This window comes from Frigoribacterium sp. PvP054 (assembly GCF_040547465.1).
Taxonomy (GTDB): domain Bacteria; phylum Actinomycetota; class Actinomycetes; order Actinomycetales; family Microbacteriaceae; genus Frigoribacterium.
Genome location: NZ_JBEPPU010000024.1, coordinates 1 through 13,866, shown reverse-complemented (window position 1 = coordinate 13,866; position 13,866 = coordinate 1). Strand labels below are relative to the sequence as shown.

The 13,866-nt window shown below is 71.7% G+C and carries 13 protein-coding genes; 8 read left to right on the top strand and 5 right to left on the bottom strand.

The features are described from left to right. Window positions 1-152 precede the first annotated feature (152 nt). Complete coding sequence (gene phoU, locus ABID81_RS15690; protein WP_043597221.1) at window positions 153-806, bottom strand: phosphate signaling complex protein PhoU; 654 nt, start codon at window positions 804-806, stop codon at window positions 153-155. A 240-nt stretch (window positions 807-1,046) separates the two neighbouring features. Here phoU and ABID81_RS15685 point away from each other — a divergent pair, with 240 nt between their 5' ends. Both ABID81_RS15685 and ABID81_RS15680 read left to right on the top strand, forming a co-directional pair. After that, window positions 1,047-2,240, top strand: a complete 1,194-nt coding sequence (locus ABID81_RS15685) for a sensor histidine kinase (RefSeq protein WP_354595706.1) — start codon at window positions 1,047-1,049, stop codon at window positions 2,238-2,240. A gap of 13 nt (window positions 2,241-2,253) precedes the next feature. Then, window positions 2,254-2,934: a response regulator gene (locus tag ABID81_RS15680; protein WP_354595705.1), complete on the top strand. Its 681-nt coding sequence runs from the start codon at window positions 2,254-2,256 to the stop codon at window positions 2,932-2,934. A 116-nt stretch (window positions 2,935-3,050) separates the two neighbouring features. Here the strand turns inward: ABID81_RS15680 and ABID81_RS15675 are convergent, their stop codons facing one another. Beyond that, window positions 3,051-3,647, bottom strand: a complete 597-nt coding sequence (locus tag ABID81_RS15675; RefSeq protein ID WP_354595704.1) for a hypothetical protein — start codon at window positions 3,645-3,647, stop codon at window positions 3,051-3,053. A gap of 136 nt (window positions 3,648-3,783) precedes the next feature. Here ABID81_RS15675 and ABID81_RS15670 point away from each other — a divergent pair, with 136 nt between their 5' ends. Genes ABID81_RS15670 through rlmB form a run of 4 tightly spaced genes read left to right on the top strand, consistent with a single transcriptional unit; the run spans window position 3,784 to window position 8,006 of the window. Further along, window positions 3,784-4,266 carry a CarD family transcriptional regulator gene (locus ABID81_RS15670; protein ID WP_043597211.1) on the top strand — a complete coding sequence of 161 codons (483 nt, stop codon included), beginning with the start codon at window positions 3,784-3,786 and terminating at the stop codon, window positions 4,264-4,266. Further along, complete coding sequence (ispD, locus tag ABID81_RS15665) at window positions 4,256-5,548, top strand: 2-C-methyl-D-erythritol 4-phosphate cytidylyltransferase (protein WP_354595703.1); 1,293 nt, start codon at window positions 4,256-4,258, stop codon at window positions 5,546-5,548. The genes ABID81_RS15670 and ispD overlap by 11 nt, the downstream gene beginning before the upstream one ends. Further along, entirely contained in the window at window positions 5,545-6,963 is a 1,419-nt protein-coding gene (gene cysS, locus ABID81_RS15660; RefSeq protein ID WP_354595702.1) for a cysteine--tRNA ligase, read from the top strand. Before ispD ends, cysS begins: the two co-directional genes overlap by 4 nt. After that, complete coding sequence (gene rlmB, locus ABID81_RS15655; RefSeq protein WP_354595701.1) at window positions 6,960-8,006, top strand: 23S rRNA (guanosine(2251)-2'-O)-methyltransferase RlmB; 1,047 nt, start codon at window positions 6,960-6,962, stop codon at window positions 8,004-8,006. Before cysS ends, rlmB begins: the two co-directional genes overlap by 4 nt. A 72-nt stretch (window positions 8,007-8,078) precedes the next feature. On the opposite strand, the gene ABID81_RS15650 is transcribed toward rlmB, so the two are convergent. Then, the gene (locus ABID81_RS15650; protein ID WP_354595700.1) at window positions 8,079-9,380 is read right to left on the bottom strand and encodes a DUF4032 domain-containing protein; all 1,302 of its coding nucleotides are present in this window, start codon (window positions 9,378-9,380) and stop codon (window positions 8,079-8,081) included. Between the two features lie 140 nt (window positions 9,381-9,520). Next, a complete protein-coding gene (locus tag ABID81_RS15645; RefSeq protein WP_354595699.1) occupies window positions 9,521-10,621 on the bottom strand; it encodes an ABC transporter ATP-binding protein in 1,101 nt (366 codons plus the stop codon). Between the two features lie 273 nt (window positions 10,622-10,894). On the opposite strand from ABID81_RS15645, the gene ABID81_RS15640 reads away from it, so the two are divergent. Continuing rightward, window positions 10,895-11,854, top strand: coding sequence for a DsbA family protein (locus tag ABID81_RS15640; protein ID WP_354595698.1), 960 nt, complete (start codon window positions 10,895-10,897; stop codon window positions 11,852-11,854). Here the strand turns inward: ABID81_RS15640 and ABID81_RS15635 are convergent. Beyond that, a complete protein-coding gene (locus ABID81_RS15635; RefSeq protein ID WP_354595697.1) occupies window positions 11,851-12,402 on the bottom strand; it encodes a metallophosphoesterase family protein in 552 nt (183 codons plus the stop codon). The two genes, ABID81_RS15640 and ABID81_RS15635, sit on opposite strands and share 4 nt — an antisense overlap. Before the next feature lie 194 nt (window positions 12,403-12,596). On the opposite strand from ABID81_RS15635, the gene ABID81_RS15630 reads away from it, so the two are divergent. Continuing rightward, entirely contained in the window at window positions 12,597-13,730 is a 1,134-nt protein-coding gene (locus tag ABID81_RS15630; protein WP_354595696.1) for an AI-2E family transporter, read from the top strand. The last annotated feature ends 136 nt before the right edge of the window (window positions 13,731-13,866 follow it).

Here is a 13,866-nt window from a genome sequence, read left to right as displayed (position 1 = left end):
GGGGGGTGGGGGGGCCCGCGCGGGGCAGCCGGTGCCGGGGGCGCGCTATGGGGCCGGGGCGCCCCCCCCCGCCCCCCGGGGCGCCCCCCCCGCGGGGGGGGGGGGGGGGCCCGGCCCCCGGGCCCCCCCGCCTCCTGCTCGTCAGAGGGTGGTCAGACCTCGGGGGCGACCCAGTCGCCGGTGGCGAGGTACTGGACCTTCTTGGCGATCGAGACCGCGTGGTCCGCGAACCGCTCGTGGTAGCGCGACGCGAGCGTGGAGTCGACCGTGTCGACGGCCGCGCCCTTCCAGGTCTCGCCGAGCACCTTGTCGAACACGCTGAGGTGCAGCTCGTCGATGCGGTCGTCGTCGTTGCGGATCTCCTCGGCCAGGCGCACGTCCTCGGTGGTCAGCAGCTCGGTGAGCTTGTTCGCGATGGCGACGTCGAGCTCGCCCAGCTCCTTGAAGGTCGGTCGCAGCGACTTCGGCACGACCTTCTCGGGGAACCGGTAGCGGGCGAGCTGGGCGATGTGCTCGGCCATGTCGCCCATGCGTTCGAGCGAGGCGCTGATGCGAAGGGCGCTGACGACGATGCGCAGGTCGCGGGCGACCGGGTTCTGGCGGGCCAGGATGTCGATCGCCAGCTCGTCGAGGGCGATGGCGCGCTCGTCGATCTTGTCGTCGTCGGCGATGACCTGCTCGGCCAACGAGACGTTCGACTCGTTGAAGGCCGTGGTCGCGTTCGCGATCGAGACGGCGACGAGGCCGGCGATCTCGACGAGACGCTCCTGCACCTCCAGGAGTTCCTGCTGGAATACCTCGCGCATGTCGTGTTCGACCCTCTCGTCGTGGGGGCTCGGTGGCCCTGGGAGCACGGTGGCTGCGAGCGGGGTGCGGGGCGCGCCCTCGGCTCGTGACGTGGGGGCGTGAGTCGCCCGCACAGTCCCGACGATGGTCTCCGGTGAAGGTTAACGACCGGTGATCGCCGCCTGAACTCTGACCAAAGTACAGCGGATGCGCCGACGTCCCGTTCATCGACGGGCCGGGGGGTCACTACTGTGAACGACATGGAATCCGCCTGGCTGGTGCCGTCGTCGCTGGCCTTCGGGGCCGTCGTCGGTGCCGCGATCGTGCTGGTGGTCGTCTCGGCCCACCGACGCGCCGTGCGAGCCGCGGCGCTCGTCGACGTCGCCCTGCCGGACGGCATCGACGCCGTGCTCGACGCGCTCGAGTCCGCGGGGCTCGTGGTCGACCCCTCGGGCAACGTGCTGAAGGCCTCGGCGGCGGCCCGGCAGCTCGGCCTGGTGTCGGCCCAGCAACACCTCGTCCACCCCGAGCTCGAGACCATCGTCAACGACGTCCGCCGGCACGGCGACCCCGTCGTCGAAGAACTGACCCTGCCCCGGCTGCCCGGCAGCGAGGCCACCATCGCCGTCCACGTGCGGGCGGCCGCGCTCGGCGGTCGCTTCGTGCTGCTGCTCGCCGAGGACCGCACCGAGGGGCGCCGCCTCGACGACATGCGCCGGGACTTCGTCGCCAACATCAGCCACGAGCTCAAGACGCCGATCGGTGCCGTCGGGCTGCTGGCCGAGGCCCTCGAGTCCGCCTCGGCCGACCCCGAGCAGGTGCGGCACTTCGCCGCGCGCCTGACCCGCGAGGCCGGGCGGCTCGGACGCCTCACGCAGGACATCATCGAGCTCTCGCGCCTGCAGGCGACCGACGCGCTCGAGACCGCCGAGCCGATCGACGTGCGCGACGTGGTCGACACGGCCGTGGACCGCAACCGGGTGGGCGCCGAGGCACGTGGCATCGACCTCGTCGTGCGGGGCGGCAAGCACGCGCACGTCGTCGGCGACCAGGCGATGCTCGTCACGGCCGTGGACAACCTCGTGGCGAACGCCATCAACTACTCGCCCGACGGGTCGCGGGTCGGCATCGGCGCCACCGTCGACCAGGGCGGGGTCGTCGAGATCGCCGTCACCGACCAGGGCTACGGCATCCCCGACGACGAGCTCGACCGCGTCTTCGAGCGCTTCTACCGCGTCGACCCGGCCCGGTCCCGTCGCACCGGCGGCACGGGCCTCGGCCTCGCGATCGTCAAGCACGTCGTGCAGAACCACGGCGGTGACGTGCGCGTCTGGTCGCAGGTCGGCAAGGGGTCGACCTTCACGCTGCGCCTGCCGGCCGCCGACGTCGAACCCGTCACCCGATCGATCCCGACCACGGTCGCCCCGCGGCCGGAGCACCAGGAGACACGATGACCATGGAGACCCGATGACCCACATCTTGATCGTCGAGGACGAGGAGTCCCTCAGCGAGCCGCTCGCCTTCATCCTGCAGCGCGAGGGCTACCAGGTGACGGTGGCCGAGGACGGCCCGGGTGCCGTCGCCGCCTTCGACAAGACCGGCGCCGACCTCGTGCTGCTCGACCTGATGCTGCCGGGCATCCCGGGCACCGAGGTCTGCCGGATCATCCGGACCAGGTCGCAGGTGCCGATCGTCATGCTCACGGCCAAGGACAGCGAGGTCGACATCGTGGTCGGCCTCGAGCTCGGCGCCGACGACTACGTCACGAAGCCGTACTCGACCCGCGAGCTGCTCGCGCGCATCCGGGCCGTCCTGCGTCGTCGCGTCGACCCCGACGACCTGTCCGACTCGATGCTCGAGGCGGGAGACATCCGCATGGACGTCGAGCGGCACGTCGTGTCGGTCCGGGGCACCGACGTGGCCATGCCCCTGAAGGAGTTCGAGCTGCTCGAACTGCTCATGCGCAACGCCGGCCGGGTGCTGACCCGGGGACAGCTGATCGACCGGGTCTGGGGCTCGGACTACTTCGGCGACACCAAGACCCTCGACGTGCACATCAAGCGCATCCGCTCGAAGATCGAGGCCGTGCCGTCCGAGCCGAAGGCCCTGGTCACGGTGCGCGGCCTCGGCTACCGCATCGAGGCCTGACCGGCGGGCAGGGCTCCCGCCCCGCCGGGAGCCCGGGAGGCGCCGGTCGCCTCACGCGCGAGAGGCCCGGCACCGCACACGGCGGGCCGGGCCTCTCGGCGGTCGGTGGGGTGGGGCTACGGCGTCGGTGACGAGGACGGTGCCTGCTCGGTCGCCTCGACGAGCGGCGTGGACTCGACGGTGGGCTCGGAGGACGGCGTGGGCGAGGGCAGCAGCGTGGCGTACTCGGACAGGGCGCCCGTGAGGACGGGCACGTTGAACGACTTGCCCGTCTCGGTGCCGTACTGGACGAACACCGGCACGAGGGCGCCCGGGTCGGAGTCGAGCGAGTCGATGATGAACTGGTCCTGGCCGGGCTCGGTGCCCAGCTCGACCTTGGACGAACCGTCGACCTCGATCGTCTGCGTCTCTTTGCCCGAGGTGGTGGGGTACTCGAACGAGACCTTCGCGGCCTCGTCGCTCGTGTTGAGGACGACCATGCTCAGGCTGGCCGTGCCGCCGTCGCCCTCGCGAGCCGTGAGGAGGATGGCGTTGCGCACCTGGATCGAGCCGACGTTGACGCTGTAGCCGTCGCTCGCGTCGTACTGCTTCGTCGTGGCCTGCGGGCTGATGAAGTTGCACCCGGCGGCGGTCAGGACGACCACGGCGCCGACGGCGGCGGCCGAGACGACTCGCGTCGCCAGTCCGCGAGACTTCAGGGATGGGGCTCGCACAGGTGTCCTCCAGGATCAGCGTCACGACAAGCGTCTGCCGCCCAGCTTATCCGCGCCCACGGGCGTCGGTTCGTTAGGGCAGCCTTACCAACGACTGCTTATGGTATCCTGGGTGTCGCAGAATGGAGCCTGATTCATGCAGTTCGAGGTCGGCGAGACCGTTGTATACCCGCACCACGGGGCAGCGACAATCTCAGAAGTCAAGAAGCGGATCATCAAGGGCGAAGAGAAGCTGTACCTCAAGCTTCGCGTCACCCAGGGTGATCTGACCATCGAAGTACCCGCAGACAACGTCGACCTGGTCGGCGTGCGAGACGTCATCGGCAAAGAGGGGTTGGACCGCGTCTTCGACGTGCTCCGCGCCCCCTTCACCGAAGAGCCGACCAACTGGTCGCGCCGCTACAAGGCGAACCTCGAGAAGCTCGCCAGCGGTGACGTCATCAAGGTGTCCGAGGTCGTCCGCGACCTCTGGCGTCGCGATCAGGACCGCGGCCTCTCGGCCGGCGAGAAGCGCATGCTCGCCAAGGCCCGCCAGATCCTGATCAGCGAGCTCGCGCTCGCCGAGAAGACCGACGAAGAGAAGGCGTCGAGCGTCCTCGACGAGGTCCTTGCGTCCTAGCACTCCCGACGACCGCTCGGTCGGCGACGGTGGGGTCCACACCCCGTCCGGCGCCGGTCGGGCGGTCGTCGTCGTTGCGGCGGGCAGCGGCACCCGACTCGCGCTCGGCCGCCCGAAGGCGTTCGTCGAGGTCGCGGGCCGCAGCATCCTCGAACGGTCCCTCGAGGCCGTCTTCGCGTCGGCCGTTCCGACGCAGGTCGTCGTCGTCGTCCCCGCGGCGCTCGTCGACGAGTCCCGCACGCTCGTGGACGCCGTCGCCGGTCCCGCCCGCGGCTACGCCTCGGTCGTCGTGGGCGGCGACACGCGCCAGCAGTCCGTCGCGGCGGGCCTGACGGCCCTCGGCCCCGAGGTCGCGACCGTGCTGGTCCACGACTGCGCCCGGCCGTTCACCCCCACCGCGCAGTTCGACCTCGTGGCCGACACCGTCGAGGCCACCGGCGACGGCGTCGTGCCGGGCCTGCCGGTGACCGACACCGTCAAGCGCGTCGACGCCGACGCCGCCTTCGTCGTCGACACCGTCGACCGCAGCGAGCTCGTGGCGATGCAGACGCCGCAGGGGTTCCCCCGGGCCGCGCTCGCGCGCGCGTACGCCGAGGCCTCGGTCGAGCACACCGACGACGCGGCGCTCTTCGCCGCCGCCGGCCACCGCGTCCGCGTCGTCGCGGGCGACCCGGTGGCCTTCAAGATCACGACCCCGTGGGACTTGCGCCGGGCCGAGACGATCGTCGCCGAGGGCGAGGCGGGTGCGCCGGGGCGCGAGGCGACCGCTCGACCGGGCCCGCGCCTCCTGACCGGGGTCGGCACCGACGTCCACGCGTACGACGCGGCGCAGCCGATGCGCCTCGGGCTGCTGCACTTCGCCGACGAGGCGGGGCTCGCGGGGCACAGCGACGGCGACGCCGTCGCCCACGCGATCGTCGACGCCCTGCTGTCCGCCGCCGGCCTCGGCGACATCGGGTCGAGCTTCGGCACGGACGACCCCCGCTTCGCCGGGGCCTCGGGCGACGTGTTCCTCTCCGCCACCCTCGACCTGCTCGCGGCCGCCGGGGCGGCCCCGGTGAACGTCGCCGTCCAGGTGATCGGCAACCGGCCCCGGCTCTCGTCGCGGCGCGTCGAGATGCAGGACGAGCTGACCCGCGTGGTCGGCGCCCCCGTCAGCGTCTCGGCGACCACGACCGACGGGCTCGGCTTCACGGGGCGGGGCGAGGGCGTCGCCGTCATCGCGACGGCCCTCGTCACGAGCGAGGCCGCGAGCCCGGCGTCAAATAGGCTGATCACGTGACCATCAGGCTCTACGACTCCCGCCGGCAGGCGCTCGTCGACTTCGTCCCGCTCGTCCCCGGCCAGGTCGGGCTGTACGTCTGCGGCCCCACCGTGCAGTCGTCGCCCCACATCGGGCACCTGCGCTCGGCGCTCGTCTACGACCTCTGGCGTCGCTGGTTCACCTACCGAGGCCTCGACGTCACCCTGGTGCGCAACGTCACCGACATCGACGACAAGATCCTCGCCCTGGCGGCCGACACCAGCGAAGAGTGGTGGGCCCGCGCCTACCGGTACGAGCTCGAGTTCACCGCCGGGTACCAGGCGCTCGGCATCCTGCCGCCCACCTACGAACCGCGGGCGACCGCCAGCGTCGGCGAGATGCAGCAGATCGTCACGACGCTGCTCGAGAAGGGGCACGCCTACGTCGCCCCCGACGGCTCGGGCGACGTGTACTTCGACACGACGAGCTGGCCCGCCTACGGCGCCCTCACGAACCAGTCGGTCGACGACATGGCGCCGGCCACCGACGCCGACCCCCGCGGCAAGCGCGACCCGCGCGACTTCGCCCTGTGGAAGGGCCACAAGGCCGACGAGCCCGAATCCGCCTCGTGGGCGTCGCCCTGGGGCGAGGGGCGACCCGGGTGGCACATCGAGTGCTCGGCGATGTCGGCTCGCTACCTCGGCCGCGCCTTCGACATCCACGGCGGCGGCCTCGACCTGAGGTTCCCGCACCACGAGAACGAGCTCGCCCAGTCGACCGCCGCGGGCATGGGCTTCACCTCGTACTGGCTGCACAACGGCCTCGTCGCCGTCGAGGGCCAGAAGATGTCGAAGTCGCTCGGCAACTCGATCTTCGCCGCCGACTTCCTGGCCAGGGCCCGCCCGGTGGTCGTGCGCTACTTCTTCAGCGCCGCGCACTACCGCTCGACCATCGACTACCACGAGGGCGCGCTGCTCGAGGCCGAGGCGGCCCTCGACCGCGTCGAGACCTTCCTCGAACGGGCCCAGCGGCGCCTGGCCGACACCCGCTTCGCCGGGGTCGGCGCCCGCGTCGTGCCCGACGAGTTCGGCGAGGCGATGGACGACGACCTCAACGTGCCCCAGGCCGCGGCCGTGCTGCACGACACCGTGCGTGCCGGCAACGTCGCCCTCGACGACGGCGACCTCGACACCGCGGCCCGGGCCTGGCAGCACGTGGCCGCCATGGTGGCCGTGCTCGGCATCGACCCGACGGCGCCCGAGTGGCGGTCGGGCGACGAGGGCGACGCCCACCGCGCGCTCGGCACGCTGGTCGACGTACTCTTGGCCGAACGCCAGCAAGCCCGGGCCGATCGCGACTTCTCGCGGGCCGACGAGATCAGGGGCGTCCTGACGGGCGCCGGCATCACCATCGAAGACACCCCCAGCGGGTCGCATTGGAGCCTCGAACAGTGAAGAACACCAGCGGAGCACGCAAGGGCCGTCCCGGCAGCAGTGCCGTTCGCCAGGGCAGCAAGGGCAAGCAGGTCGGCAGCGGCGGGCAGGGGCGCCAGGCGCTCGAGGGCAAGAAGCCCACGCCGGCCGCCGAAGACCGCCCGTACCACCCCGCGGGCAAGGCGAAGGCGGCGCGCGAGCGCCTCGAGGCGGCTCGTGGTCGCGGCGGGGCCGGCCCGCGCGCCGGGTCGCCGATCGCCGGTCGCGGGGGGCCCGACGCCCCCCGGCGTCGCCCCAAGTCGGCCGACGACAGCGAGATGGTCACCGGTCGCAACTCGGTCGTCGAGGCGCTCCGGACGCGGGTCCCGGCGACGACGCTCTACATCGCCGCGCGCATCGAGATGGACGAGCGCACGAAAGAGATCCTGCAGCTCGCCACCCGCCGTGGCCTGCCGATCCTCGAGGTGATGCGCCCCGAGCTCGACCGCATCACGGGGCACGACTCCGTGCACCAGGGCGTCGCGCTCAAGGTGCCGCCGTACGAGTACGCGCACCCCGTCGACATGCTCGAGGCGGCCGTCAAGCGTCAGCAGAAGCCGCTCTTCGTGGCGCTCGACGGCATCACCGACCCGCGCAACCTCGGGGCGATCATCCGTTCGGTGGCCGCGTTCGGCGGGCAGGGCGTCATCGTCCCGCAGCGCCGGTCGGTCGGCCTCACCGCCTCGGCGTGGAAGACCTCGGCCGGCGCCGCGGCCCGCATCCCCGTCGCGATGGCCGCGAACCTCACGCAGACCCTGAAGTCGTACAAAGAGCAGGGCGTGTTCGTGATCGGCCTCGACGGTGACGGCGACGTCATGCTGCCCGGCCTCGAGCTGGCCGACCGCCCGATCGTGGTCGTCGTGGGCAGCGAGGGCAAGGGCCTGTCGCGCATCGTCGCCGAGACCTGCGACATGATCGTGTCGGTGCCCATCACCGGCGCCGTCGAGTCGCTCAACGCCGGCATCGCGGCGTCCGTCACGCTCTACGAGATCTCGAAGCTGCGCGCCGAGCGCTCGAAGAAGTAGCGCGGACTCCGGCGAGGCGGGGCCTCGAGGAGGCGCGGGTCGGCCGGGTGCCGACCCGCGCCTCCTGCGTGGTCAGACCTTCGCGCGCCAGTCCTCGTCGGAGCCGGCCTCGTCCGCCTCGAGCCGGTCGGCCTCGGGCAACGAGATCGACTCGGTCGCGGGTTCGATGACCATCTGCTCGTCGCGGCGGTGACGCAGCACGTCGTTGATGTACGAGGTGAGCGCCTCGGCGATCGGCACGTCACGGTTCTCGGCCTGCGACTGGTACCAGCGGTGCTCGAGCAGCTGGTGGAACACCTCGGCCGGCTCGAGGCGTCCGCGCAGCTCGCGGGGGATCGAGCGGACCACGGGCTCGAAGACGCGCGAGGCCCACTCGTGGGCGATCATCTCCTCGTCGGAGTCCGACTGGTCGGTGCGCATGCGGTACGCGTCGAGGTCGTTGAGCAGGCGGCGTGCCTGGTTCTCCTCGACGTCGAGGCCCGTGAGCCGCAGCAGGCGGCGCGAGTGGTGGCCGGCGTCGACCACCTTGGGCTGGATCTTGACCTGGCTGCCGCCCTCGGCGGTCTTGATCGCCAGTTCTTCGATGTCGAAGCCGAGGTCGTTGAGCCGCTCGACGCGGTCGTTGATCCGCCAACGCTCCGAGCTGTCGAAGGTCTCGGCCCCGGTCAGCTCGGTCCAGAGGCTGCGGTACGCGGCGACGATGCCGTTGCTGACGTCGACGGGGTCGAGGTTGTCGTCGAGGCGGCCGCCGGCCTCGAGGTCGAGCAGCTCGCCGGCGATGTTGACGCGGGCGACCTCGAGGTCGTTCTCGCGCTGGCCGTTCGACAGGCCGCCGGGGTAGAGCTTGCCCGTCTCGGCGTCGACCAGGTAGGCCGCGAACGCCCCCGCGTCACGACGGAACAGGGTGTTCGACAACGACACGTCGCCCCAGTAGAACCCGATGATGTGCAGCCGGACGAGCAGCAGGGCCAACGCGTCGACCAGGCGGCGGGCCGTGTCGGGGCGCAGGGTCTGCGAGTACAGCGCACGGTACGGCAGCGAGAACTTCAGGTGGCGGGTGACGAGCACCGGGTTGAGCGGCGAACCGTCGGCGTCCTGGCGGTTCGTGATGACGGCCAGCGGGTCGACGCAGGGGATGTCCATGCGCTGCAGCGTCCGCAGCATCTCGTACTCGCCGCGGGCCATCTCGCCCGACGTCTCCTTGATGGCGATGACGAAGCCGCTGAGGTGCGCGAACCGCACGAGGTGCCGCGAGATGCCCTTGGGCAGCGTGGCGATGGCCTCGTCGGGCCACTCGTCGAGCGGCAGGTCCCAGGGCAGGTCGAGCAGCGCCGGGTCGGCGGTGGCCGAGGTGATGTTCAGGGAGTCGGGCATGAGGGCCTCTCGTGCGTGGTGCGCCGCCCTGACGGGACGGCGGGGGAGGTCGGGAGGCGCGGGGCCTGGACGCGGGACGGCCCGCCGTGTCGCCCGGAGTGGTGCTCCGGACGGACCCGACGGGCCGACCCGACCTGCTGCTACGCGCTGACGACGGCCTTGTCGCCGAGGCGCTCGCCGCTCTCGGTGTCGAAGACGTGCACGTGGTGCGCCTGCGGGGTGACGTGGATCGTGTCGCCCAGCTTGGGGTGGTTGCGGCCGTCGACCCGCACGACGACGTCGACGCGGTTGCCGTCGACCTCGGTGTGGCCGTAGAGGTAGCCGTCGGCGCCGAGCTCTTCGACGACGTCGACGGTGACCGCGAGGCCCTCGCCGGTCGTGTTGACCACGACGTCCTCGGGGCGGACGCCCACGGTGACGCTCTTGCCGTTGGCCTGGCCGACCGTGTCGCGGTCGACCGCGGTGACGGCGGTGCCGAACTGGATGCCGCCGTCGACGACGTCGGCGGGCAGCAGGTTCATGGCGGGCGAGCCGATGAAGCCGGCGACGAAGACGTTCTGCGGCTTCTCGTACAGGTCGCGGGGGGTGCCGACCTGCTGCAGGACGCCGTCCTTGAGGACCGCGATGCGGTCGCCCATCGTCAGGGCCTCGGTCTGGTCGTGCGTGACGTAGACCGTGGTGACGCCGAGGCGGCGCTGGAGCGACGCGATCTGGGTGCGGGTCTGCACGCGCAGCTTGGCGTCGAGGTTCGACAGGGGCTCGTCCATGAGGAACACCTGGGGCTGACGCACGATGGCGCGACCCATGGCGACGCGCTGACGCTGACCACCCGAGAGGGCCTTGGGCTTGCGCGAGAGGTAGGGCTCGAGGTCGAGCAGCTTGGCCGCCTCGAGGACGCGGGTCGCGCGTTCTTCCTTGCCGACGCCGGCGATCTTCAGGGCGAAGCCCATGTTCTCGGCGACGGTCATGTGGGGGTACAGCGCGTAGTTCTGGAACACCATCGCGATGTCGCGGTCCTTCGGCGGCACGTCGGTGACGTTGCGGTCGCCGATGTAGATGTCGCCCGAGTTGACCTCTTCGAGGCCGGCGAGCATGCGCAGGGTGGTCGACTTGCCGCAGCCGGAGGGGCCGACGAGCACGAGGAACTCGCCGTCGGCGACCTCGAGGTCGATGCCGTCGACCGCGGCGCGCGTCGAGCCGGGGTAGAGGCGGGTTGCCTTGCTGAACGTGACCGAAGCCATGATCTTCTCCTTCACCGGCAGGTACGTGCCGGACGATCCGTTGTGAATGGACGGTGATCACCCTCAGGGATCTGCGATGACCACCACCGGCCAGCATGCCACGAAAACGTGCCGGCCCGCCATGCGCGCACCCCTTCTCCACCCGCTCGTCGCCCGCGCTGGCGGACTTCTGCCAGGCTCTCCTCGTACCATGTTTCGTGGCCACGACTCGTGGCGACCGTCCCCACCACCCGCTCGACGCGACCATGCGAGGCCGTCGCGCACCGGAGCCCCATGACTGACCTGAACCCCGACGACCCGTCGTTGACCAAGAACCAGCGGCGCGCGGCGGCCCGCCAGAAGGCGCAGCTCGCGCGACAGAAGCAGAAGCGTCGCCAGCGTGCGGGCCGGTGGGCCCTGCAGGGCGGCCTCGCCCTGGTGGTGATCGCCATCGTCGTCGGCGTCGTCCTGGTCATCACGAACAGCATCCGTCCGGCCGGCCCCGGCCCCGCGAACATGGCGAGCGACGGAATCAAGATCGGCCAGGGCTTCGAGGCCGTGCAGACCGGTGCACTCGGCCCCGACGACGAGCCCACCGCCTCGGCGACCACGGCGTCGAGCGACACGGTCGACATCGTGGTCTACCTCGACTACCTCTGCCCGATCTGCGGCGAGTTCGAGCAGGCCAACAACGACTACATCAGCGGGCTCGTCGAGTCGGGCGCGGCGACGGTCGAGTACCACCCCGTGGCCATCCTGACGAACCAGTCCCTCGGCACGAAGTACAGCAACCGGGCCGCCAACGCCGCCGCCTGCGTGGCGAACTACTCGCCGAACTCGTTCTTCGACTTCAACACCGCGATGTTCGAGCAGCAACCGGAAGAGGGCACCAGGGGCCTCGACGACTCGCAACTCGCCGACATCGCGACGGGAGTCGACGGGGTGACGAACGCGAGCGACATCACGTCGTGCATCGACGACGACGAGTTCGGGTCGTGGGTGACGGCGGCGACCCAGCGCGCCATCGACGGGCCGATCCCGAACAGCGACCTGGACGCCTTGACCGGCACCCCGACGGTCCTCGTCAACGGTCAGAAGTACGACGGCAGCCGTCCCTTCACCGTGCAGGAGTTCCGCAGCTTCGTCGTCACCGCGGCCGGCAACAGCTACACCGAGTCGGGCACGGCCAGCCCGTCGCCGACCCCCACCGGGTCCGCGCCGGCCGAAGCCCCCGCCGAGACTCCCGCCGGCTAGGTCGTCATGCGCGGGTGCGGCAGCACGCCGGTGCGGTCGCGCGTCGCGACCGGCAGGTCGTGCAGCACCACGTCGCGCACCTCGCCGGCGTCGAGGGTCAGCGTCAGGTAGGTGGCGGCCGGCTGGCGTCGCCGGTCCGTGGGCGACCCCGGGTTCAGCAGGCGCAGGCCCGCCGGGGTGGTGGTGTCCCACGGGATGTGGCTGTGCCCGAAGAGCAGCAGGTCGGTCTCGGGGAACGCGCGGTCCATGCGGGCCTCGCGCCCCTCCTTCGCTCCGGTCTCGTGGACCACCGCCAGGCGAACGCCGTCGACCGTGTGGCGTGCCACCTCGGGCAGGCGGGCGCGCAACCCGTCGCCGTCGTTGTTGCCCCACACCCCGACCAGGAAGCGCGCGCGGGCCTCGAACTCGTCGAGCAGGGGTTCGCCGGTCCAGTCGCCCGCGTGCACGACGACGTCGGCGCGCTCGACCGCGGCCCACACGACCCCCGGCACGGCCTTCGCCTTCTGCGGGACGTGGGTGTCGGACACGACGAGGACGGAGGTCGGCATGCCCCCACGCTATTCGCGCGTCGAGCGGCCGGGGCGTCCATCCGGCCCGATATTCTCCTGACGGGGTTGGCTGGTCCGGTCGGGCCGATCACCACCGACGCTCTCGCCTGACCACCGGCGCCCGGCCACGTTCGGCCGCGCCCCGTCCGGCACCCCCTCTCGACCCCCGCACCACCAGAAACGAGGACGACACCGTGGGACTCTTCCGCAGCCATGAAGCCGAGGTGGCCCGTGAGGACGCCGCCGTCCGGCACTCCCTCTGGGCCGACGCCTTCGGCACCCTCGCGACGCGCGCCGTCCAGATCATCGCCGTGCTGATCGTCGCGATCGGCGTCATCTACGTGTTCTTGAGCCTCAGCCTCGTCACCCTCCCGGTGCTGCTCGCGCTCATCTTCGCCTCGGCCATGCTGCCGGTGGTGGCGTTCCTCCGACGTCACAAGGTGCCCTCGGTGCTCGCGACGCTGATCGCCCTGTTCGCCGTGCTGATCATCCTCGGCCTCGTCGCCTGGCTCATCGTGTGGGCGGTCGAGAACCAGGCGAGTTCGCTCGCCGAGTCGGCGACCTCGGGGTTCAACAAGCTGCAGGACTGGATCACGACCCTGCCCTTCTCGATCAGCGACCAGCAGATCGAGGACGCCCGCAACGCGGCCGTCGACTTCGTCACGAGCTCGCAGTTCGGCTCGGGTGCCCTGGCCGGCGCCTCGGCCGTCGGCAGCTTCGCCACGGGGCTCGTGCTGATGATCGTCGTCCTGTTCTTCTTCCTCAAGGACGGCCCCGCGATCTGGGAGTTCCTGCTGCGCCCGTTCAAGGGTGAGCACTACGCCCGTGCCCGCCGCATCGGCGACAAGACGGTGTCGACCCTCGGCGGTTACGTGCGCGGGACGGCCACCGTCGCCGCCGTCGACGCCATCGGCATCGGCATCGGCCTCTTCGCCCTCGGCGTGCCCCTGGCCCTGCCGCTGGCCGTCGTGGTCTTCCTGACCGCCTTCATCCCCCTGGTCGGCGCGACCGCGGCCGGCATCCTGGCCGCCCTCGTGGCGCTCGTCGCCAACGGGCCCGGCACGGCCCTGGCCGTCGTCGCCGTCGTGGTGGTCGTCAACCAGCTCGAGGGCAACTTCCTGCAGCCGGTGCTCATGGGGCGCACGCTGCAGCTGCACGGCCTCGTCATCCTCGTCGCGCTGACCGCCGGCACGATCCTCGGTGGCGTCGTCGGCGCCGTCATCGCGGTGCCGCTGATGGCCGTCGTCTGGGGCATCACGCAGGTCTGGAACGGCGACCACGACCCCGCCGAGATGTTCCGGCAGAAACGGCCCGAAGAGGTCCGCTGAGCGGGACGACCCGAGGAGGGGGGGGGGGGGGGGGGCGGGCGGCCCCCCCCCCCCCCCCCCCCCCCCCCCCCCCCCGCCCCCCCACCCCCCCCCCCCCCCGGCCCCGCCCCCCCCCCCCCCGGCGCGCCGCCCGCCC